The 22092-nt window shown below is 68.6% G+C and carries 20 protein-coding genes; 12 read left to right on the top strand and 8 right to left on the bottom strand.

Annotated elements, in window-relative coordinates; genetic code table 11:
* The first annotated feature begins 7 nt into the window (after positions 1 to 7).
* The 3 genes from C6Y44_RS00510 (at position 8) to C6Y44_RS00500 (ending at position 4471) form a co-directional block, all read left to right on the top strand.
* Positions 8 to 1363, top strand: a complete 1356-nt coding sequence (locus C6Y44_RS00510) for a cryptochrome/photolyase family protein (protein ID WP_033097882.1) — start codon at positions 8 to 10, stop codon at positions 1361 to 1363.
* A gap of 283 nt (positions 1364 to 1646) precedes the next feature.
* Positions 1647 to 3011, top strand: coding sequence for a TIGR01777 family oxidoreductase (locus tag C6Y44_RS00505; protein ID WP_159417056.1), 1365 nt, complete (start codon positions 1647 to 1649; stop codon positions 3009 to 3011).
* Complete coding sequence (locus tag C6Y44_RS00500; protein ID WP_159417057.1) at positions 3008 to 4471, top strand: SDR family oxidoreductase; 1464 nt, start codon at positions 3008 to 3010, stop codon at positions 4469 to 4471. Before C6Y44_RS00505 ends, C6Y44_RS00500 begins: the two co-directional genes overlap by 4 nt.
* A 145-nt stretch (positions 4472 to 4616) precedes the next feature.
* Here the strand turns inward: C6Y44_RS00500 and C6Y44_RS00495 are convergent, their stop codons facing one another.
* Both C6Y44_RS00495 and C6Y44_RS00490 read right to left on the bottom strand, forming a co-directional pair.
* Entirely contained in the window at positions 4617 to 5207 is a 591-nt protein-coding gene (locus tag C6Y44_RS00495; protein WP_159417058.1) for a lipocalin family protein, read from the bottom strand.
* Between the two features lie 30 nt (positions 5208 to 5237).
* Complete coding sequence (locus tag C6Y44_RS00490) at positions 5238 to 5912, bottom strand: fasciclin domain-containing protein (protein WP_033098125.1); 675 nt, start codon at positions 5910 to 5912, stop codon at positions 5238 to 5240.
* Positions 5913 to 6083: 171 nt separating this feature from the next.
* Between C6Y44_RS00490 and C6Y44_RS00485 the strand changes: the two genes are divergently transcribed.
* The 4 genes from C6Y44_RS00485 to C6Y44_RS00470 all read left to right on the top strand — a co-directional run bounded on the left by C6Y44_RS00485 (position 6084) and on the right by C6Y44_RS00470 (position 8793).
* On the top strand, positions 6084 to 6719 hold the full coding sequence (locus tag C6Y44_RS00485; RefSeq protein ID WP_033098139.1) for an alpha/beta hydrolase family protein: 636 nt from the start codon (positions 6084 to 6086) through the stop codon (positions 6717 to 6719).
* Entirely contained in the window at positions 6709 to 7332 is a 624-nt protein-coding gene (locus C6Y44_RS00480; RefSeq protein WP_033098124.1) for a DUF1365 family protein, read from the top strand. Before C6Y44_RS00485 ends, C6Y44_RS00480 begins: the two co-directional genes overlap by 11 nt.
* A 77-nt stretch (positions 7333 to 7409) precedes the next feature.
* Complete coding sequence (locus C6Y44_RS00475; protein ID WP_024102602.1) at positions 7410 to 7982, top strand: sigma-70 family RNA polymerase sigma factor; 573 nt, start codon at positions 7410 to 7412, stop codon at positions 7980 to 7982.
* Positions 7975 to 8793 carry an anti-sigma factor gene (locus C6Y44_RS00470; protein WP_159417059.1) on the top strand — a complete coding sequence of 273 codons (819 nt, stop codon included), beginning with the start codon at positions 7975 to 7977 and terminating at the stop codon, positions 8791 to 8793. Before C6Y44_RS00475 ends, C6Y44_RS00470 begins: the two co-directional genes overlap by 8 nt.
* A 22-nt stretch (positions 8794 to 8815) precedes the next feature.
* On the opposite strand, the gene C6Y44_RS00465 is transcribed toward C6Y44_RS00470, so the two are convergent.
* Both C6Y44_RS00465 and C6Y44_RS00460 read right to left on the bottom strand, forming a co-directional pair.
* On the bottom strand, positions 8816 to 9592 hold the full coding sequence (locus C6Y44_RS00465) for a putative protein N(5)-glutamine methyltransferase (RefSeq protein ID WP_159417060.1): 777 nt from the start codon (positions 9590 to 9592) through the stop codon (positions 8816 to 8818).
* A gap of 60 nt (positions 9593 to 9652) precedes the next feature.
* On the bottom strand, positions 9653 to 10153 hold the full coding sequence (locus tag C6Y44_RS00460; RefSeq protein ID WP_159417061.1) for a MarR family winged helix-turn-helix transcriptional regulator: 501 nt from the start codon (positions 10151 to 10153) through the stop codon (positions 9653 to 9655).
* A 46-nt stretch (positions 10154 to 10199) separates the two neighbouring features.
* On the opposite strand from C6Y44_RS00460, the gene C6Y44_RS00455 reads away from it, so the two are divergent.
* The 3 genes from C6Y44_RS00455 (at position 10200) to C6Y44_RS00445 (ending at position 16395) form a co-directional block, all read left to right on the top strand.
* The gene (locus C6Y44_RS00455; RefSeq protein WP_174246957.1) at positions 10200 to 12314 is read left to right on the top strand and encodes an MMPL family transporter; all 2115 of its coding nucleotides are present in this window, start codon (positions 10200 to 10202) and stop codon (positions 12312 to 12314) included.
* Positions 12315 to 12418: 104 nt separating this feature from the next.
* Positions 12419 to 15751 (top strand): bifunctional lysylphosphatidylglycerol synthetase/lysine--tRNA ligase LysX, encoded by a 3333-nt coding sequence (gene lysX / locus C6Y44_RS00450; RefSeq protein WP_404817781.1) that lies wholly within the window; start codon positions 12419 to 12421, stop codon positions 15749 to 15751.
* A gap of 44 nt (positions 15752 to 15795) precedes the next feature.
* Positions 15796 to 16395 carry a histidine phosphatase family protein gene (locus C6Y44_RS00445; RefSeq protein WP_159417062.1) on the top strand — a complete coding sequence of 200 codons (600 nt, stop codon included), beginning with the start codon at positions 15796 to 15798 and terminating at the stop codon, positions 16393 to 16395.
* 58 nt (positions 16396 to 16453) lie between these two features.
* Here C6Y44_RS00445 and C6Y44_RS00440 read toward each other — a convergent pair whose 3' ends face one another.
* Positions 16454 to 16936 carry a nuclear transport factor 2 family protein gene (locus C6Y44_RS00440; protein ID WP_159417063.1) on the bottom strand — a complete coding sequence of 161 codons (483 nt, stop codon included), beginning with the start codon at positions 16934 to 16936 and terminating at the stop codon, positions 16454 to 16456.
* 176 nt (positions 16937 to 17112) lie between these two features.
* Between C6Y44_RS00440 and C6Y44_RS00435 the strand changes: the two genes are divergently transcribed.
* Both C6Y44_RS00435 and C6Y44_RS00430 read left to right on the top strand, forming a co-directional pair.
* The gene (locus C6Y44_RS00435; RefSeq protein ID WP_159417064.1) at positions 17113 to 17754 is read left to right on the top strand and encodes an MSMEG_1061 family FMN-dependent PPOX-type flavoprotein; all 642 of its coding nucleotides are present in this window, start codon (positions 17113 to 17115) and stop codon (positions 17752 to 17754) included.
* Positions 17755 to 17790: 36 nt separating this feature from the next.
* Positions 17791 to 18702, top strand: coding sequence for an SDR family NAD(P)-dependent oxidoreductase (locus tag C6Y44_RS00430; protein ID WP_120280994.1), 912 nt, complete (start codon positions 17791 to 17793; stop codon positions 18700 to 18702).
* 3 nt (positions 18703 to 18705) lie between these two features.
* Here the strand turns inward: C6Y44_RS00430 and C6Y44_RS00425 are convergent, their stop codons facing one another.
* The 3 genes from C6Y44_RS00425 to C6Y44_RS00415 form a co-directional block, all read right to left on the bottom strand.
* Positions 18706 to 19548 (bottom strand): cutinase family protein, encoded by an 843-nt coding sequence (locus tag C6Y44_RS00425; RefSeq protein WP_159417065.1) that lies wholly within the window; start codon positions 19546 to 19548, stop codon positions 18706 to 18708.
* Positions 19549 to 19748: 200 nt separating this feature from the next.
* Complete coding sequence (locus C6Y44_RS00420) at positions 19749 to 20519, bottom strand: YncE family protein (RefSeq protein ID WP_225623682.1); 771 nt, start codon at positions 20517 to 20519, stop codon at positions 19749 to 19751.
* Between the two features lie 43 nt (positions 20520 to 20562).
* Entirely contained in the window at positions 20563 to 22080 is a 1518-nt protein-coding gene (locus C6Y44_RS00415; RefSeq protein ID WP_159417067.1) for a carotenoid oxygenase family protein, read from the bottom strand.
* Positions 22081 to 22092: the final 12 nt, after the last annotated feature.

Genomic DNA, 22092 nt, shown 5'->3' with positions numbered 1-22092 from the left:
TGGATCCATGGCCCGCCCCAGCATCATCTGGTTCCGTCGTGATCTCCGACTGAACGATCTGCCCACCCTGCTCTCGGCGACCGAGGCCGCCGACGACGTCCTCGCCCTGTTCGTCCTCGACGACGCACTGCTCCGCCCGTCCGGGGCCCGCCGGCGCGACTTCCTCATGGGATGCCTGCGAGCCCTCGACCGGGATCTCGGCGGGCGCCTGCTCGTCGTCGAGGGAGACCCGGTGACCCTGGTGCCGCAGGTCGCCGCCGAGTTCGATGCGACCGCGGTCCACATCAGCTCGGATCACGGGCCCTACGGCACGCGACGTGACCGGGCGGTCGCCGAAGCGCTCGGCGACGTCCCGCTGGTGGCCACCGGCTCGCCGTATGCCGTCACGCCGGGCCGCGTGACGAAACCCGACGGCACTGTATACAAGGTGTTCTCGGCCTTCCGCCGCGCCTGGAACGACCACGGATGGCACACACCCGCGGCGACCGGACCGGACACCGCCGACTGGGTCGACCCGAGCGGCTGCTCCGCACGCGTGCCGATTCCCGAGGCGGGCTACGAACCCGCACCTCCCCCCGGAGAGGCGGCCGCGCTGGTGCGGTGGCGCGAATTCCTCGACGACGGTCTCGAGCGGTACGCCACCGACCGCGACCGGCCGGCCTTCGACGGCACGAGCGGCCTGTCGCCCTATCTGAAATTCGGCTGTATCCATCCGCGGACCCTGCTGCACGACATGAGGAACCGGTCCGACGACGGGGCCGTCACCTTCCGCAGCGAACTGGCGTGGCGCGACTTCTACGCCGACGTCCTGTTCCAGCGGCCCGAGACCGCCCGGACCAACTACAACAGCGACTTCGACGCCATCACCTACGATTCCGGACCCGACGCCGACGCCCTGTTCGCGGCATGGTGCGAGGGCCGGACGGGATTCCCGATCGTGGACGCCGGGATGCGGCAGCTTCTCGCCGAGGGCGTCATGCACAATCGGGTGCGGATGATCGTCGCGTCGTTCCTGACGAAGGATCTGCACCTGCCGTGGTGGCGCGGGGCACGACATTTCATGAAGCATCTGGTGGACGGCGATCTGGCGTCCAACCAACACAATTGGCAGTGGACGGCAGGTAGCGGCACCGACGCCGCTCCCTACTTCCGGGTGTTCAATCCGACCCGGCAGGGCGAGAAGTTCGATCCGAGGGGTGAATACGTGCGCAGGTGGGTACCCGAACTGCGGAGCATCGACGGCGCTCGTGTGCACAGCCTGCCCGACGGCCCTCCGGACGGATATCCGGAACCGGTCGTCGATCACGCACACGAACGTCGCGTCGCTCTGGACAGATACGAGCGGATTCGCTCACCCCGATGAAAAAGACGGCGAAACGACCCATCCGGTCGTGGCGGTGCTCCGAACAACTTCCGGACGGACAACGTGTTCGCCGTACACCCAACGAAAGGACACCGCAGTGCGCGCTCTCGTCGAAGCAGCTTTCATGGCCATCCACAACCCGCTCGTCGACGCATACACCTTCCTGATCAGCGTCCTTCCTGCTTGAGTGGATACGGCGCCGGAGTCCGCTCCGGCGCCGTGACCACTGGGCGCCCCGGCGCCGTCACCACCGGGTGAGCACTCTGCGAACGGGAGGTAGGGCATGGGCATCGAATTCTCGAGCGCCGTCGACGCACCGCGTGACGAAGTGTTCGACTGGCACTCCCGTCCCGGCGCCATCCTCCGTCTGATCCCGCCCTGGCAACCGATGAGCGTCGTCGCCGAGGCCGACTCCCTCGAATCCGGCACGGCCGTCCTCGGTCTCCCCGGCGGACTACGCTGGATCTCCCGGCACAGACCCGAGGATTACGATCCACCAGCGCGTTTCGTCGACGAACTCTCCCACGACGGTCTGTTGTCGCGCCCCGCCACCGTCATCGGCTCGTGGCGCCACGAACACCGCTTCGACGTCGTCGACGAATTCCGCACCCGCGTCACCGATCGCGTCGACACGCCGGTACCGGGCCGTTTCCTCACCCAGACCTTCCGTTACCGGCATCGCCAGCTCGCCGACGATCTCGCGAGCCACCGCTGGTCGCACGCGCAGGGCATCCGGCCCGGGACGGTCGCGGTGACGGGATCGAGCGGACTCGTGGGTACCGCCCTGACGGCATTTCTGTCCACGGGTGGCTACCAGGTCGTCCGCCTGGTGCGCCGGAAACCGCAGCGCCCCGACGAACGACGCTGGGACCCGCAGGATCCGGCGCCCGACCTGCTCGAAGGCGTCGACGCCGTCGTCTACCTCGCGGGCGCGTCGATCGCGGGACGGTTCACCGACTCCCACAAGGCCGCGATCCGCGACAGCCGCATCGAACCGACACGCCGACTCGCCGAACTCGCCGCGACGACACCCAACGGTCCTGCGACCTTCGTCTCCGCGTCCGCGATCGGCTTCTACGGTTACGACCGAGGAGACACACCGCTCGACGAGAAAGCGTCACGTGGAACGGGTTTCCTCGCCGACGTCGTCGCCGACTGGGAGGCCGCGGCACATCCCGCGGAGAAGAAGGGCATGCGGGTCGTGCACGTGCGCACCGGCATCGTCCAGACACCTCGCGGCGGAACGCTCCAGTTGATGCGGCCGCTGTTCGCGAGTGGTCTCGGAGGCCGGCTCGGCGACGGCCGGCAGTGGTTCTCCTGGATCGACATCGACGACCTCCTCGAGGTCTATCACCGCGCCCTCACCGACCCGGGCCTGGCCGGGCCGGTGAACGCCGTTGCACCGCAACCGGTGCGCAACGAGGAGTACACCCGAGTACTGGCGTCGGTGCTGCACCGTCCCGCACTGCTGCCCGTCCCCGGTTTCGGCCCACGGTTGCTGCTCGGCGACGAGGGTGCACGCGAGGTCGCCCAGGCCGATCAGTTCGTCGTCCCGAAGGCGCTGATCGACGTCGGGCACCGGTTCCGGCGTCCCGATCTCGAAGCGTCGCTGCGCCATCAACTCGGCCACATCCTGGAGGAGCCGTGAGCGGAAAGCGAGTCCTGGTCACCGGAGCGACCGGTTACATCGGTGGCCGGCTCGCTCCACGCCTGCTCGAGGCGGGTTACCGGGTACGGGTGCTCGCGCGCAGCCCCGACAAACTGCGCGACGTGCCGTGGGCCGACGACGTCGAGATCGTCCGCGGCGACCTCGACGACGCCGAATCGCTGCACGAGGCGTGTCGCGACATCGACGTCGTGTACTACCTGGTGCATTCGATGGGCGGCCGCGACGAGTTCGTCGACGCGGAGAAGCGGGCCGCACAGAACGTCGCCGACGCGGCACGCGACACCGGAGTCTCCCGCATCGTGTACCTCGGTGGGCTGCACCCGGAGTCGGGTGATCTCTCACCGCACCTGTATTCGCGCGCCCAGGTCGGACGCATCCTGACGGATTCCGGTGTGCCGACGCTCGTGCTGCAGGCCGGGGTCGTGATCGGTTCGGGTTCGGCGTCGTTCGAGATGATCCGGCACCTGAGCAACCGGCTCCCCGTCATGACCACTCCGCGCTGGGTGAACAACCGGATCCAGCCCATCGCGGTGCGCGACGTCCTGCACTATCTGGTCGCCGCCGCCGATGCACCCCTCCCCCGCAGCGGCACCTACGACATCGGTGGGCCCGACGTGCTGCGGTACGGCGAGATGATGCAGCAGTACTCGGAGGTCGCCGGTCTGACGAAACGCCGGATCCTCGTCCTTCCCGTCCTCACCCCGAAGCTCGCCGGTCTGTGGATCGGTCTGGTCACGCCGATCCCTCCGCCTCTCGGCCGGGCGCTCCTCGAATCGCTGTCGACCGACGCGGTGATGCGCAATCGCGACGTCGACTCGATCATCCCCCCACCGGAATCCGGCCTCACCGGTTACCGCGACGCCGTCCGGCTCGCCCTCGGCCGTATCGAACGGGGAGAGGTCGAGACGACGTGGACGAACGCGTCACCGGTCGGTGCACCCGCCGATCCGCTTCCGTCCGATCCGGACTGGGCCGGCGAGGTCGTCTTCACCGACGAACGGTCACTCGAGTCGGATTCGTCTCCGGAGAAGGTGTTCGCCGTCGTCGAGAGCATCGGCGGCGAGAACGGTTGGTATTCCTTCCCGTTGGCGTGGACCATCCGCGGCTGGCTCGACCGGTTCGTCGGCGGCGTCGGACTCCACCGGGGTCGCCGCGACCCGAAGACCCTGCACACCGGCGACGCCCTGGACTTCTGGCGCGTCGAACGGATCGAACGCCCGACGCTGCTCCGCCTGCGCGCGGAGATGCGGGCACCCGGCGGGGCGTGGCTCGAATGGCGGGTCGAGCCTCTGGAGTCGGGTCGGTCGCGCGTGCACCAGCGGGCGATCTTCTTCCCGCGCGGCGTCGCCGGCCGTCTCTACTGGTACGCGCTGGTTCCCTTCCACGGCATCATCTTCCGCGGGATGCTCGAGAACATCGCGGGCACCGCCGGCCGCTAGAGCGATCCGCTACATCTTTCGCCATCCGCTGCGGCAATTGCTGTAGCAGATGGCGAATTCGCGAGCGGATCTACCGAGACGACGAATCGGGGGTGGTGTGCGGATCTTCCTCTGGATCCGCACACCACCCCGATCGTCCCGAGAGTCACACGGTGCAGAGCGGTTTGATCTCCTGCAGTCCCTCGGTGGTGGGCGAGGTGAGCATCAGGCACGAGTTGTACCCGCTCGCCTCGACGACGTTCCGGATCTCGCGCCACGCGTCGTCGCTCACGACGGGCGAACGCGACAGTACGAATCCGGAGATGCGCGTCGGGTCACCGACGAATGCCCACGAGTAATCGTCCGCGAGATACGTGACGATGTAGTTGCTCGGTCCGTCGAGCGAATCCTGGAACGGCACCCCCGGGAACGACACGTGCAGTGCAGCAGTGTCGTTCACACGAGCGCTCCCGATGATCCCGCGACGATCACCGGTGAACGTGGTGCACGAGTTCTCCACGCGCACGTTGCGTTCGTCGAGCAGCGTGTAGAACGCCGTCGTGTCGCGAGCGCAGTCGATGTTGTAGGGAGCCGGATTGGCGGCGAGCTGATACCACTGCCCCACATATCGGTTCACGTCGAGCTCGGGAACCGGGGTGAGCGGGGCTGCGGCGGCGGGCGTGGCGAACAGGAGCGCGCCTGCGGCGGCGATGAACGCCGCCGCAAGCCCCCGAACGCCGTGTCGGGACCTACGCATGTCTTCTACCTTTCCGTCGTCCGGTATCGGTTACTGCTGGGGCATGAGAACGCCGTCGATCAGGTACACGGTGGCGTTCTCGGTCTCGATGCCACCGCAGATGACGTTGGCGTCGTTGACGGTCCACATCTCACCCTCGCCGGCGACCTCGACGGTGCCGCCCTGGACGGTGGTCTGCGTGCCGGCGATGTCGGCGGTGGTCAGCTCACCGGGAACCACGTGGTAGGTGAGGATGTCGGTGAGCAGAGCCGAATCCGTCTGCAGCGTCTGGACGGTCTCCGGCGGCAGGGCGGCGAACGCGTCGTCGACCGGTGCGAAGACGGTGAACTCGCCACCGTTGAGTGTCTCGACCAGGTTGACGTCGGGGTTGAGCTGGCCGGATACGGCCTGCGTGAGAGTGGTCAGGATCGGCACGTTTCCGGCGGCCTCGGCGACAGGCTGGTTCGCGAGTTCCTCGACGGACGACGGGCCGGTCGGGTTCGCGGCGACATAGTCGGCACAACCCGGGCCGACGGGGCCGGCAGCGGGAGCAGCGGTTCCCGTTGCAGCAGTGGTGGTTTCCTCGACGATGGTCTCCTCGACGGTTTCCTCCATCGTGGTCTCGTCCGTGTCGCTCCCCGAATCGTCGGAGCATGCCGCGACACCCAGCAGGGACATCGCACCGATTCCGACGGCGGCCAGGCTCTTGCGCGCAGTGATGTTCATGATCGTGGTTCCCTTCGTATGCCGTGGCCGGAAAGCAGCCACGTCGACCAGGTGTGTCACTGAGCATTCGATCCCCGGGGCGGTGCGGATGGGTCGGATCGAAAGAATTTTTTTCGGATCGGTATCCGGTGTTCGACCCATCCGGATCGCGGTCGGCTCCGAATGCAGGTCATGGACAACGTCGAGGATCTCCGACCGGCTCACGTACTCGTGTTGCCCGGTGGGCGTCCGGTCGGCACCACACCGCCACGTCCGTGGCATCCGTCGCAGCTGCGCATGCGTCTGTTCACCGATGCACTGCGCCTGAGGCTGAGCAAGTACGACATCGCGGTCGACCTCGTCGACTACCGGTACTGCGGGTGGAACGACGATCACATGAGCCCGGTCCGCGACGGTCTGCGGGCGATCGAGTCGGTGACCCGGCGTCGTGGGGACGTCCGGTTCGGTCTGGTCGGGCACGCGATGGGTGCGCGGGCGATCGCGCATCTCGCGGCCCAGCACGGAGTCGAGTCGCTCGTCGCCCTGGCTCCGTGGTGGCCGGCCGACGACGCCGACCTGATCCCTGCGGGCCGGCACCTGCTGGTCGCGCACGGTACGGAGGACACCAGGACCGATCCACGGATGGCGCAGAGCCAGACGATGGCGGCGGGAGACCGGGGCGTGAACACGCGCTGGCGGCCCCTGCCCGGAGCCGGACATTTCCTCCTCACCGACCCGCGCTGGTGGGCCGACACCACGGCCGATTTCCTCACGTGCACACTGGCGGGGAAACCGACCACGTGCCCCGGAGACGACCATGCATCCTGACCTTCCCCGCGCAGTCGCGATGATCGGCGACGACGTCGAGTTCCGGGGTGGCCGGGAAGCGGTCGCGCCGGCGATCTACCGGACCTTCGTCCGCCACGCGCAGGGCTCGGCCGAGTGCCCCTCGCTCGAGTACCGCGGCTTCAGCTGGGTCATGGACGTCGACGAGACGACGCCCTCGTCCTGGTGGCTGCGCACGCTGATGCGGTTCGAGCCGTGGGACCACTTCGTCGCGAGTGATTCCGACACCTTCCGCGGCCGGGTCGAGGACCAGCTCGTGGCCGACGGGGTGCGGGTTGCGGGCGGGCGGATCACGGCGCTGCTGAACATCCGGCGTCTCGGTCTCGGATCGGATCCGCTGAACCTGTTCTGGTGCCACGATCCGAGTGGTTCCCTGGCCTGTGTGGTCGCGGAGATCCATTCGCGCCGGAACGGACGGCACTGCTACACGCTGCGCTCGGACGAGATCGACATCATCACCCGGGCGGGCGACATGTTCGCGGTTTCGGTCGCCCTGCGGCGGCCCGGCGTCCCGGTGTTCACCGCGACCGTCAGCGGCGAACGGCTGCCCGTCGATCTCACGACGGTTCTCCGTGCTCGGATGTGGATGGGGTGACGCTCGTGGGCGACACGGTTGCCTTGAGTGGAGGGAATGTCCCGGCTAGGCTTTCCCCCGATGAGCGGACTGAGCCGATGACCGGCGTCGGAGGCCATACCGATACCCTCGGCGAACTGCTCGGGCGGGTGGCCCGGCAAGACCCCACGGCGTTCGCCGAACTGTACGACGCGACGCGTTCCCGAGTCTTCGGCATGGTGCTGCGGGTCCTGCGGGATCCCGGCTACAGCGAGGAGACCACCCAGGAGGTCTACCTCCAGGTGTGGAGGTCGGCCGACAAGTACGACCCGCGTCAGGGTTCCGCTCTGTCGTGGATCATCACGCTCGCCCATCGGCGCGCCGTCGACCGGGTCCGAAGCGAACAGTCCGGAGCCGACCGCGAGTCGCAGTACGGTTCGACGAACGTCGACGCGGCCTTCGACTCGGTGAGCGAGGAGGTCGCGCAGCGCGACGATCGCCGCCGGGTGAACGAGTGTCTGGGTTCGCTCACCGAACTGCAGCGACGCTCGGTCGAGCTCGCCTACTACAGAGGCTTTACGTATACCGAAGTGGCAGAAGAACTTTCGTCCCCGTTGCCGACGGTCAAGTCGCGCATCCGGGACGGCCTGAAACGACTGAAGAATTGTCTGGGGGTGACTGTGGATGGCTGATGAGGCGAACGATTCCTCGCGCGATCTGCTCGACATGGCACCCGTCTTCGCATTGGATGCCGTCACGCCCGACGAGCGTCGGGAGCTCGCCGAGCGACTCGCGGAAGCAGACCCGGAGGTGGCCGAACGGTTCGACGCCGAGGTCCGCGAGGTCCACGAGACCCTCGCGGCGATGTCGGCCGCTACCGCGACCGAGCCGCCGCCCGAACTCCGGGTGCGACTGCTCGATCTGGTCCACGCCGAACTCACTGCGAAAACGCCCGCCGAGAAGACGCACACGGAACGACCCGGTGAGCCGGAGGCGACCGAGGCAGCTCGGGCGGAGGACGATCACCTCCCCCCGCCCGTCTCCCTCGACGAGCGCCGCCAGGCCCGACGGCGGAACTTCCTGCTCGCCGCGGCAGCGGCCGTGATCGTCGCGATCGGCGGCGTCGTGGTGGCCGGTCAGTGGCAGACCACGTCCGAGCCGGGCACGAGCGAGCGGGTCTTCGCCGCCGAGGACGTACGGACCTCGTCGGGCGAGCTCGACGGTGGCGGCACCGCGACCGTGGTGTTCTCCAAGGAGGAGGACGCGGGCGTGCTGGTGATGAACAACGTCGCCCCGCCGGCCGAGGGCAGCGTCTACCAGATGTGGCTGGTCGGGCCCGAGGGCATGGAACCCGCGGGCACGATGACACCCGACGACGTCGCGCCGTCGACGACCGCGGTGCTCGAGGACATCTCGGGTGCCACCGCGCTCGCCTTCAGCGTCGAACCGACGGGCGGGTCGACCCAGCCGACCGCGATCTTCGCTCAGCTACCGCTCGACTGACATGTTCGCGGCAGCGAGCACGTCATCGACGGGTGCCGATGACGACCGTCGCGTCGGACTCCTCGGAACCCCGCGTGTCGGCGTCGAGTCCGGCCCGGGTCACGAGGTCGCGCACGACGGGTGCCTGCGATGCGGCCGACTCGACGAGCAGCGACCCACCGTCGGTGAGCCACCGGCCCGCGTCGGCGACGAGCCGGCGGTGGACGTCCAGTCCGTCGGGTCCGCCGTCCAGTGCGTGTCGCGGCTCGCTGCAGCGCGCCTCCCGCGGCATCGACCCGATCGCCCCCGACGGCACGTAGGGTGCATTGGCGACGAGCACGTCGACGCGACCGCGCAGCGTGCCCGGCAGGGCGTCGAACAGATCGCCGTCGAACACCCGGTGGGGCGGCAGGTTCAGGCGGGCACACGCGGTGGCGACGGGATCGATGTCGGCCGCGTAGACCTCACAGTCCTCGACGGCGGTGGCGAGCGCGGCACCGACGGCACCGCACCCGCAACACATGTCGACGATCACGGCACCGGGCCGCGCGAGTTCGATCGCGCAGTCCACCAGATACTCGGTGCGGCGACGGGGGACGAACACCCCTTCTCGCACCGCGATGCGCCTGCCGTGGAAGAAGACCTGTCCCAGTACGTGTTCGAGGGGTTCGCCGCCGACCCGCCGCGCGATGAGCCGCTCCAGATCCGAGGGTGTGGGAGCGGCTTCGACGAGCAGCTGCGCCTCCTCCTCGGCGAACACGCACCCGGCTGCTCGCAGTGCGGAGACGACGTCGGCGTGGGTCCGGGGGGCGGAGACCATGCGGCACCCTACCGCGCGCGCTCCGGACGGATCTTCTCGTTTTCCGGAGAGGGTGGCAGCTCACATCCCGCCGAGGGGTGGACTCTCCCGATCGTGGGTACTCCCGGCGCTGTCACGAGGAGTGCTGTGCGAACGAACGATTTCGAGCAGGAGCCGGCGCAGGGTAGCCGGGTCCGACACCGCGACCGGAGAATCACCGCCGGGCTCGTCGTCGCGTTCGAGTTCGATCACGCGCCGGTAGGCGTCCACGCCCGACGGCGTGATCTCCACCCGCATCCTCCGTTCGTCCTCCGGGTCGACCGCGCGCGTGACGAAACCGCCGCGGACGAGATGGTCGACGGTCCGGCTCATGGTCTGGTCGGTCACCCGGCATGCGCGCGCCATCTCCCGTTGCGACAGCGGGGCGTGGGCCACCGCGTGCAGTGCGATCACCCCCGCGTGGGTGAGCCCTCGCCGTCGCAAGGACTGCTCCCAGGCCTGCTCGACGAGCCGGGCCGCGGTGGACAGCAGACGTCCGGTGGGCCACTCGTCGAGGTCGTCTCCACCCCCATCGTTCAGCACGCTGAATAATCTAGTTCCGACACATTCGCTCACGCCAGGAGGAATCTTGAGCACTGCTACCGAGCCCCCACGCAGAACCAGCCGATGGCGGTGGCTCCTACCCGCCCTGTTGCTCATCGCGTGGCTTGTGGCCGCCGGTGGCGGCGGTCCGTTCGCAGGCAAGCTCAGCGAGGTCGCCTCCAACGACGCGAGCACCTTCCTCCCGGCTTCCGCCGAATCCACCCGCGCGGACGAGCTGTACGCGCAGTTCAACGAGAGCGAGTTCATCCCCGCGATCGTCGTCGCCGAACGCGACGGCGGGATCACCGACGAGGACCTCGCCTTCCTGGCCACCGAATCCGCAGGACCGCCGCCGATCCCGTCCGAGGACGGCGCAGCGGCGCAGATGATCGTGCCACTCGACGCCTCCGGGGAGGTCCAGGAGGCCGTCGAGGAACTCCGGACGGCCCTCGAAGGCGCCCCGGACGGCCTGACCGTCTACGTCACCGGCCCCGCCGGGCAGGCCGCAGACCTGTCGTCTGCCTTCGGCGGCATCGACGGACTGCTCCTGCTCGTCGCGGGCGGTGTCGTTCTCGTCATCCTCGTGGTGGTCTACCGCAGCCCGATCCTGCCGTTCGTCGTCATCATCTCGGCGCTGTTCGCACTCGCCCTCGCGAGCCTGCTGGTCTACGTGCTCGCCGATGCCGGAGCGATCGCGCTCAACGGCCAGAGCCAGGGCATCATGTTCATCCTGGTGTTCGGTGCCGCCACCGACTACGCACTGCTACTGGTCTCCCGGTACCGCGAGGAACTGCGACTGCAGCAGGACAAGTACGCCGCGATGCGCAGCGCGCTCCGCGGTTCGATCGAGCCGATCGCTGCGTCCGCCGGCACAGTCATCCTCGGCGTGCTGTGCCTGCTGCTGTCGGACCTGAACTCCAACCGCGGTCTCGGCCCGGTGGCCGCCATCGGCATCGCGACATCGTTCCTCGCGTCGCTCACCTTCCTGCCCGCAGCGCTCGTGCTGCTCGGCCGCGTCGCGTTCTGGCCCACCCGCCCGGTCTACGACGCGAACGCCGATGCCGACGACATGCAGAAGTCCCACAAGGTGTGGGGCCGGGTGGCCGACTTCGTCGGGTCGAAGCCGCGTCCCATCTGGATCGTGTGCAGCCTCGTGCTCGTCGCCTTCGCCCTGCTGGCACCGCAGTTCAAGGCGAGCGGTGTCGCGTCCTCGGATCTGTTCCTCCTGCAGACCGATTCGAAGTCCGGCCAGGAGGTGCTCGGTGAGCACTTCGACGCCGGCACCGGTTCGCCCAGCATCGTCGTCGCCCGCGAAGGCGCGCTCGAGGGTGTCGTCGACGCCACCGAAGGCGTCGAGGGCGTGACGACCGTCCAGCCCGTCCCCGGCCCCGACGGCGCGCCGCGCGTGGTCGACGGACTGGTCGCGGTGCAGGCGACGCTGTCGGATCCTGCCGACTCCCTCGCCGCCGAGGAGACCGTCGAACGCATCCGCGACGCGGTGGGCTCCGTGCCCGACGCCGAGGCACTCGTCGGCGGACCCACGGCCGTCGACCTCGACACGAAGGACACCGCGACCCGCGACCGCACCGTCATCATCCCGGCCGTGACGCTCGTGGTGCTGCTGGTGCTCATCGCACTGCTGCGGGCGGTCGTCGCACCGATCCTGCTGATGCTGACCGTGATCGTCTCGTTCGCGGCGACCCTCGGCATCTCGTCGCTCGTGTTCAACGACCTGCTCGGTTTCCCCGGCGCCGACCCGGTGGTGCCGCTGTTCGGGTTCGTCTTCCTCGTGGCGCTGGGTATCGACTACAACATCTTCCTCATGACTCGCGTCCGCGAGGAGACGAAGAAGGTCGGTACCCGCGCCGGCACACTGCGGGCACTGACCGTCACCGGCGGTGTCATCACGTCCGCCGGCGTGGTCCTCGCTGCGACGTTCTCGGCGCTGGCGGTGATCCCGCTGCTGTTCCTGGCGCAACTCGCGTTCATCGTCGCCTTCGGCGTCCTCCTCGACGCACTGCTCGTGCGGTCGCTGGTGGTGCCGGCACTGACGATCGACATCGGCAAGAAGATCTGGTGGCCGAGCAAGCTGGCGCGGACCGAACCGTCCGAGCCCGACGCCACCGAGGACGTCGCGACCGCGGGAGCACCCCGTTCCTGACGGGCGCATGAACGGATGAGAACGGCCGCGGGACCGGGAATGCGACCCGGTCCCGCGGCCGTTCGTCCCACGTCTGCCGCGTTTGCCCGTTACCGTTCTATTCCATGTCTGCGGATTCCACCGCTCCTGTCGAGCGCCCGCGTCCGGTGGAGGACGACCCAGCGCCCTCCCGTCCATCGCCGACCGACCTCGTCGGTGGGCGTCTGTCCGCCGTACCGCACATCCTCGGCCTGATCCTGGGCATCTACGCGGTGGTGGTCGCGCTGTGGTCGATCTCCCCGACCCTGCGCTACTGGATCCACGCTCCGCGCGAATATCTCGACGAGTACTACTTCGACGCTCCCGACACGAGCCTGTCGTTCGCTCTCGTCCTGGGCCTGCTCGCCGGTGCCGTCGCCGGCCGCAAGCGCATCGCGTGGTGGATCCTGACGATCTATCTCGGCGGATTCACCATCACCAATCTCGTGATGAGCATCGTCGAGCGCGACCCGAACCACCTCGTCGCGTTGGTCGTCCACCTGCTGATCGTCGCGCTCCTGCTGCTGTCCTATCCCGAGTTCTACACGCGCGTGCGGCGCGGAAACGTCTGGGCCGCACTCGGTGTGCTCGTGGGTGGCCTGGCCGTCGCGACGCTGATCGGCTGGGGTCTGGTGGAGCTGTTCCCCGGCACCCTGCCCGCTCCCGACCGGTTCCTGTGGGCGCTCAACCGTGTCACCGCGCTGACCTTCATCGACAACGACCAGTTCGGTGGTCGCCCGAACGGGCTGGTCAACACGGTCCTCGGCCTGCTCGGCGCGCTCGCCGTGCTCGCGGCCGTCGTGGTGCTGTTCCGCTCGCAGCGAGCGAGCAATGCGCTCACCGGCAGTGACGAATCGGCCATCCGCGGCCTGCTCGCCCACAGCGACGATTCACTCGGCTACTTCGCGACGCGCCGCGACAAGGCCGTGGTGTTCGCCCCCAGTGGCAAGGCCGCGGTGACCTATCGCGTCGAACTCGGTGTGTGCCTCGCGAGCGGTGATCCGATCGGCAACCCCGAGGCGTGGCCGCACGCCATCGACGAATGGCTCGATCTCGCCCGCGCCTACGGGTGGACACCCGCGGTGATGGGGGCGAGCGAGGACGGCGCGACGGCCTATCACCGGGCGGGCCTGAACGCGCTACAGCTCGGCGACGAGGCCGTCCTGCTCACCCGCGACTTCAGTCTCGCCGGACGCGACATGCGACCGGTGCGGCAGGCCGTCAACCGCGCTCGCAAACACGGTGTAACCGCACGTATCATGCGTCACCGCGAACTGTCGCCCATCGAGCTGTCGGCGGCGATCCAGCGCGCCGAGGCCTGGCGCGACACCGAGAACGAGCGCGGTTTCTCGATGGCCCTCGGCCGGCTCGGTGATCCACTCGACGGCGACTGCCTGCTCGTCGAAGCGGTCGCGGACGGCAAGGTCGTCGCGATGCTGTCGCTCGTGCCGTGGGGATCGGACGGGGTGTCGCTCGACCTGATGCGCCGCGACCCGCAGGCACCCAACGGGGTCGTCGAACTCATGGTCTCCGAGCTCGCCTCACGTGGTGCCGAATTCGACGTCGAGCGGATCTCGCTGAACTTCGCGGTCTTCCGGTCGGTCTTCGAGGAGGGCGCGCGGATCGGCGCCGGCCCGATCCTGCGGTTGTGGCGGTCGATCCTGCTGTTCTTCTCGCGGTGGTGGCAGCTCGAGGCGCTGTACCGGTCCAACGTCAAGTACCACCCCGAGTGGGTGCCCCGCTTCCTGTGTTTCCGCGACAACCGGCTCATCCCGCGCGTCGCGCTCGCGTCGGCGATCGCCGAGGGCTTCCTCACCCTCCCCACCTTCGGTCGCCGGAACACCCGGCAGCACACGGGAACACATTCGGCGTTCCCCGAGGACCAGGTGGTCGCGGCGGAACTGCACGACGACGGCAGCGCACCCGGCGTCGAACTCGCCGACGGCACGCCCGCCGTCTCGCACGGACGTCGCCGCCCCGAGCAGGTCCAGGTGCGGATGAACACCCTGCAGCGGATCGTCGAACACGGTGTCGATCCCTATCCGGTCGCGCATCCCCCGACCCACACCGCCGCCGAGGCCCGGGCCGCGAAGCCCGGCACTCCGGTGACCGTGGCGGGACGCCTGCTGCGCATCCGCAACTTCGGCGGTGTGCTGTTCGCGGTGCTGCGCGACTGGTCGGGTGACATCCAGATCCTCGTCGATCGGCAACGGGTTGCCGGACAACGCTTCCTGTTCGACCTCGGCGACCTCGTCGAGGTGTCCGGCGAGACGGGACGCAGCCGCACCGGCGAGATCTCGGTGCTCGCCGATTCGTGGCGCATCGACGGCAAGTGCCTGCACCCGCTGCCCGACAAGTACCACGGTCTCGTCGACCCGGAAGCCCGCGTGCGGCAACGCTATCTGCATCTCGCGATCGACCGCGGCGCACGCGACCACCTCGCGGCTCGCAGCGCGGTGGTGCGGTCGCTGCGCGACGAACTGCAGGCCCGCGGCTATCTCGAGGTGGAAACGCCGATCCTGCAGTCGGTGCACGGCGGCGCGAACGCCGCACCGTTCGTCACGCACATCAACGCCTACGACGCCGATCTGTACCTGCGGATCGCCCCCGAGCTGTACCTGAAGCGGCTGTGCGTCGCGGGCATGGCGAAGGTCTTCGAGATCGGCCGGGTGTTCCGCAACGAGGGTGCGGATTTCAAGCACAACCCGGAGTTCACGATCCTCGAGGCGTACGAGGCGCACAGCGACTACGAGAAGATGCGGGTCGTTGCACGCGAGTTGATCCAGGCAGCGGCCCGCGCGGCACACGGACGCGAGATCATCCTGCGACCCGGCCCCGACGGCACCCCGGTCGAGATCGACATCTCCGGCGAGTGGCCCGTCAAGACCTTCCACGACGCGATCTCCGAGGCGCTCGGGACGTTCGTCGACGCGCAGACCCCCGTCGACGTCCTGCGACGCATGTGCGACGAACACGAGATCCCCTACAACCCGGCCTGGGACGCCGGCGCCACCGCACAGGAGATGTACGAGCACCTCGTCGAATCGAAGACGGAGTTCCCCACCTTCTACACCGACTTCCCGACCTCGGTGTCGCCGCTGACCCGGCCGCACCCCCGCAAACCGGGTGTCGCAGCGAAGTGGGACCTGGTGGCCTGGGGTGTCGAGCTGGGGACCGCCTACAGCGAGCTCACCGATCCCCTCGACCAGCGTGCCCGCCTCACCGAGCAGTCGCTGCTCGCCGCGGGCGGTGACGAGGAGGCGATGGAACTCGACGAGGACTTCCTCGAAGCACTCGAATACGCGATGCCTCCCACCGGCGGTCTCGGCATGGGTGTCGACCGGATCGTGATGCTCGTCCTCGGAGGCAGCATCCGCGAGTCGCTGGCGTTCCCGTTCACGAAGCCGCGACGCTCCTGACGGGTCGTTTCACGTGAAACCGCTCCACCTGGCATCGTGAGGTCGTGCAGCTACTCCTGATCCGCCACGCCGAGCCGAACAACGCCCGCGCCGAGACCGGGGTCGCCGACCCGCCGCTCACGGAGACCGGTCGTCTCCAGGCGTCGCGGTTACCGGACGCGCTGTCCCCCTACAACATCACCCGCCTGTTCTCGAGCCCGCAGTTGCGGGCCCTGCAGACGGCCGAGCCGGTCGCGGAACGACGCGGGCTCGACGTGGAGAAGATGGAGGACATCGCCGAGTACGACTACGGCCACGATCACTACTTCACGATCGACGCCGCGAAGGACGTCGCACCGGCTGCCTACAAGCGCATCCTGGCAGGTCACCTACCCGATTTCGTAGACGGGGACGCCTTCCGCACACGGGTGCTGCGCGGGATCGACCAGGTGGTGGGCTCGTGCGACCACGCCGAGACCGTGGCGCTGTTCGTCCACGGCGGGGTCGTGAACATCGTGCTGCAGCACCTGCTCGAGCTGCCCCGGCCGCTGATGTTCCCCATCGAGTACGCGTCGGTGACGCGCATCCTCGTCTCACGCAGCGGCGCGCGCCGCGTCGCGTCGATCAACGAGACCGGGCACGTACGCGACACCCTGCGCGTCTGAGCCCCTCCGGCAGCCGGCCCGTGGGTGAGCCCCCAGCGCCCACCCACGAGTCGTGGGTTCAGCGCCGTGCGCTCGCGAAGAGGTCGCGGGCGGCGGTGCTGCCGTCGAGCAACCGCGACGTGCGGCGCGCTATCTTCCAACTGCCGTCGATCCGGGCGAGTTCGAATCGATTGGCGCTCACCCGCCACACCCGGAACGAATCCGAATCGGCGTTGCGGCGCAGCAGCAGGGAGTGACAGGTCGCGACGGCGGTGTCGCCGTCGACCCGGATGTGCACCGGGTCCAGCAGATGACCGCAGCCCTCCTCGATGTAGTCCTGGTGCGGCCGGGTGCGCACCATCTCCATGATCGTGTCGCGCCCCTCCATCAAGCGGATGTCGATGTCGTAGACGGCGTCCTGCGTCCACAGTTCCCCCACCGCCTCGGCGTCACCGGCGTCGACGGCCGGGCCGTAGGCCGTGAGGACCTCGTGGATCGCAGCCTTGTCCTCGAGGAGCTGTACGCGTTCGAGGAGGGAGGCCAGCAGGGCGGAGTCGGTCATCTCGATCCTTCCGGACGGGGGCATCGCCTTCCGTTCTACCGGGATCGGGAGCGTGCGCTCCCGGTCTGTCCCGGTGACCGGAAGCTCCGGCGACCACCACCTGATCAGGCACGATCCGGATGCCGACGTGATCTTCGCCCGCAGGATTGGTACGGTCACCGCCGGAGGTGCACCGGATGGATGCGGACAGGATCGACGAGCTCGTACAGGGCGGGATACGGACACAGGGCGAGCTCGAGGCCGTCCTGGGCATTCCGCACCCGGCGATCGTCGACAAGGCACGACCACACCTGACCCCGCTCATCAGGCATTTCTTGTCGCTGGCGCGGTTCTTCACGATCGCCACCGCCGACGCCGTCGGCAACTGCGACTGCTCGCCGCGTGGCGACATCGAGTCGGCGGTGCTCGTCCTCGACGACCAGACGATCGCGCTGCCCGACCGGCCCGGCAACCGCCGCGCCGACTCGTACCGGAACATCCTCGAGAATCCTCACGTCGGGCTGCTGTTCTTCGTCCCCGGCGACGAGGAGGTGCTGCGGATCAACGGCCGTGCCACCCTGTCGACCGACCCCGACCTGCTCGAGAAGCTGTCGCTGCAGAACAAGCCGGCGCAGCTCGCTGTGATCGTGCAGATCGACGAGGTCTTCCTGCACTGCGCGCGGGCGTTGCTGCGCGCCAAACTGTGGGATCCGTCGACCTATCCCGACCGCGCGGCGGTCCCGTCGATGCGCGACATGCACGCCGAACTCCACTCGATCGAGATCCCGGCCGACGCCGAGCCGGGCAAGCGCGAGCTCTACCGCGAGTTCCTGTACTGACCGGACCACACGCGGCGAGTGCGTCACGATGGTGGGGTGCCCTCTCGGATCGCTCAGATACGCCGCTGGCGCGCCGGCGCTGCACTACGCAGCCGTCTGCGCGACCTGACCGGCGCCCTCGTCGTCGTCACCGGCGGCGGTAGCGGGATCGGCCGGGCGTCGGCGATCGCCTTCGCCGCCGAAGGCGCCATCGTCGTCGTCGCCGACAAGGATCTCGACAGTGCCCGCGAGACGGTGGCGCTCGTGAACGTCCCGGCTCCCGGCGCCGGCGGTTCCGAGGCCGTCTTCGGCGGCGCCGCCCACGCCTACGAACTCGACGTCTCCGACGAACAGCAGGTCCGGAAGTTCGCGCAGACCGTCCGCGAGCGGCACGGCGTCGCCGACGTGCTCGTCAACAACGCGGGCATCGGTGTCATCGGTGCCTTCGCCGACACCCCGCAGAGCGTCTTCGAGAACGTGATGGACGTGAACTTCTGGGGCGTGGTCTACGGCTGCCGTGCCTTCACCGAGCAGATGATCGAAGCCGGCACGGGCGGGCAGATCGTCAACGTCTCGTCGGCGGCGGCGTACATGCCGCAACGCAACCTCGCCGCCTACACGACGAGCAAGGCCGGGGTGTTCATGTTGTCGGAGTGCCTGCGCGCCGAACTGCTCGAACACGGGATCGGCGTGACCGTCGTGTGTCCCGACCTGGTGGACACCAACCTCACCCGGGCGACGGAGTACGTCGCGCCGAACAAGGAACTACGAGCAGCGCGACGCACCCGCACCCTCGCGATGTACCGGCGCCTGCACATCGCGCCGGAGAAGGTGGCCAAGGCGATCGTCGGGGCGGTCCGTCACAACAAACCTGTGGTGACGGTCGCCCCGGGTGCGAAGGTCCGCAAGTGGCTGATGCGCTTCGCGCCCCGTGTCATGCGTGTGGGCGCACGATTCGATATCGACTGATGGTCAGGCCTTGGAGGCGATCCAGTCGTGCAGCCACCGTGTGGCCGTCGTTCCGCGACCGTCGACCACGTAGTTCGAGTAGTCCTGGTGGATCTGCGACTCGTAGAAGGTGCGGATCTTCTGCTCGCGCAGCTCGTTCGCCTCGGGCGTGAGCTGCAGCTGCAGCATCGGGATGCCCCCGGCGGTCATGATGTCGTTGTAGAGCGCGGTCGCCTCGTCGCGGTAGTTCTCGAGCTGCTCGAACGGGCTGCCCGCCGAGATGGCGAGGAAGCCGGCCAGTCGCGTGACGAAGTCCTCCGGCGGCGTCGAGCAATAGAGGTCGCCCACCGCGCAGATGGTGCGCACGTTGGGCGTTACGAATCCGAAGCCTCCCGCGCGGGCACCTCCGGCACCGGTGCCGGCGACGGGCGGACCGACGAACGGGTCGAGTTCGGAGCGGCGCGGATCGGACAGCAGACCCACCGCGACGAGGCGGTGCGGACCGACCACTCCCAGCCCGGTGCCGATCTCGGCGGCGAGATCACCTGCGGCATCGGCACCCTGGCTGTAGCCGACGAGGGCGAAGTTCGTGAGGGGGCACCGTTCGGCGGTGGCCGCGATGATGCCGCGCGCATTGTCGACGGCGCGGTTGCGGGAGGCCGCGTACACGTCGCCCTCCCACGGGAAGGCCGTGGCGGGATACGCGACGTAGTCGACGCGCGCCCCGGCGGGAAGATTGGACGTGACCTGGGCGAGCATGCCGTTCCCGCGGCCGGGGTCGGGGGTGTTCGAGGTCTCCCACGTTCCGGGCACCGCGACCACGTTCAGCGTCGGGCATGCGGGCGGATTCGCTTGGGCCGCAGGCATTGCGACGAATACTGCTGCACATGCCGCCACTGCGGCCACCGTTGCCGCCCACACTCTTCTCATAGCCATGCCCCCGCCCCGCTACTGTCCTGGTGCCGCGTCCCTCCCCGGCAGTATCGAGTAGAAGGATGACATATTCGTGAACCGGATGTGATGTATCCGAGTCCGGAACGTTGTCGGGAAACGACGGGGCCGGCGGATCAGCCGCGGATGACGGTCACCTGTCCCCCGCCGATGTTCGTCACGAAGACGTTGCCCGTCCCGTAGTCGACCGCCGTTCCCGGAACCGGCCGCTCGACCACGCTCCCTTCGGCGGTCGAGGCGGGTTCCGCGACGACGATGTCGGGCCCGAAGAGGTTTGTAACATAGATGTTTCCGCTGAACGGATCGGTGACGACCGCACCCGGGGGAGGCGGCGGCGGGGCCGGGAGCTCCGCCGGCGCGACGGCACGGTCGACGACCGTGACACCGCCCGTACCGACGTTCGTGACGAAGACGCCGTCGGTTCCTGCGTCGAGGATCAGCTCCGGCATCCCGGGGAGCGGAGCCTGTGCGGGCGCCGCAACGGGCTCGGGCGTGACCTCCGTCCGGTGCACCGTGACCGCACCGGTACCGACGTTGGTGACGGCGACGTTGCCGAGCCCGCCGTCGACCCGCATCTCCACGAGCGCGGTGGACACCTCGGTGCGTCCCGGGACACGTCCCTCGGGATGCGTGACCGTCACGGCGCCGGGACCCACGTTGGTGATGCACGCGTTGCCGACCCCGCCCTGGAGTCCGAGCAGGCGGGGACCGTCGAATCCGAAAACCGGTGGGACGGGCTCGGCGCCGTCGATCGTCACGAGCCCACCACCGTTGCGGATGCACGCGTCCGCAGGATCCGCGGCCGCGGCGGGAGCCGCCGCGACGGCGGCCACGACGGCACCCGCACCCATCACGACCGTCGCCAGTGCCCGTCTCGTAGCCGTCATGCGCAGAACCATAACGGGTGTGACGCCCGGCGACACGGAAATGTCACAAGCGCAGAGCGTCCTCCGGCCGGTCGGTGATCCGCCATCCCGGAATCTCCGCGCCCGACGCCCACGTCGAGTGGGTGCCGGAACTGATCCGCTCGGGCAACCGGATGCGCGCCAGCGGTCCGTCGGCGAGTCGCTGCGCGTCGAAGACGAGGCATTCGGACAGGTCGCGGTTCATGTCGACGGTCATGGTGACGAGATAGCCGTCGTCCTCGCCCGTCGATCCGATGCGCGGTGCCATCACCGTCTCGCTGCCGAAGACTCCCTCGCCCAGTGCGTAGCGTTCCTCGGTGCCGGTCACGGTGTCGTGCTTGACGAGTCCGTCGAACAGGAACCAGCCGGGGACCCCGGTCGCGGCGTAGGTGTACCGGTGCGGGCGGCCCCCGTACGCCGGGTTGATCATCCCGAACTCGGTGATGCTCTCGGACAGACGTTCCTCCTTCAGCGTTCCCGTGCGCAGGTTCATCCGCCAGCGGTGCAGATGGGTCCCCAGGCGGTCGAGGGCGAGAGCGCGGAAGGCCCGTTCGTAGATCGATCCCCGCCCGGTGTCCTCGGGTTCGGGCGTCTCCTGGTGGAAGCCCTCGAGCACGATCTCGTCGCCGTCCTCGTAGGCGTTCGTCCAGTGCAGGACGTACGTCGATTCGGCCTCGAACCAGACGATCTCGCTGCCGTCGCCGCGACGCGGGATCACGCCGAGCCGCATCGGCATGTCGGGGTGGAACTTCGAGTGGTACTTGCCTGCCTCGAGTGCCTCCGGGATCCAGAACAGCGGACAGTCGTTGAGGATCGCGTAGTTCTCGGTGAATGCCATGTCGTGCGGCAGGCGTGGTCCGGGCAGCTCGATTCCCGTGTAGTGGACGAGGTTGTCGGACGAGTCGACGACGCCGTAGTGCATGTACGGGGCGTCGGTGCCGTAGTTGAAGAACAGCATCTCCCCCGTGTGCGGATCCGGCTTCGGGTGCGCGGAGACACCGAGATCGAACGGGAAGGCGCCGTTCCAGTCGGCCTTGCCGAGGGTCTCGAGGGAGATCGGGTCGATCCGGTAGAGGTCGCCGCACTGCCAGAAGCTCGTCAGCGCGACACCGTTGTGGAAGGCGACGTCGGTGCTCGAACCGTCCTTCATCCTGCCGCGGGCACCCCAGCCGTCCTGTCGCTCCGACCTGTGCGGCTTCTCGGCGATACCCGCCCACAGGGCCCGGCCGGCCTCCTGCTCGGCGAGGAAACCGTCCGTCTCGACGAAGCGATTGCGGTAGAACGCCTTCCCGTTCCGGAATCCGACGAGGTGCACCATGCCGTCGCCGTCGAACGGATGGTAGAACCCCTGCTGGGCGGGGTGCACCGGGTTCTCGGTGTTGCGGATGTACACGCCGTCCAGGTCGTCGGGCAGATCTCCGATCACCTCCAGGTCGTCGGCGCGGTACTCCGTGGTCTGCGGACGCCACGGACCGGTGCGATAGGGGTGATCGTCGTCGGCGGGCAGCGTGGAGAGCGCGCGGCCGAGGATCTCGAGGTCCATCAATGCTCCTTG

Source organism: Rhodococcus rhodochrous (genome assembly GCF_014854695.1).
GTDB lineage: Bacteria > Actinomycetota > Actinomycetes > Mycobacteriales > Mycobacteriaceae > Rhodococcus.
The sequence above is the reverse complement of the archived record's forward strand: the minus strand, read 5'-3'. Positions and strand labels throughout refer to the sequence as shown.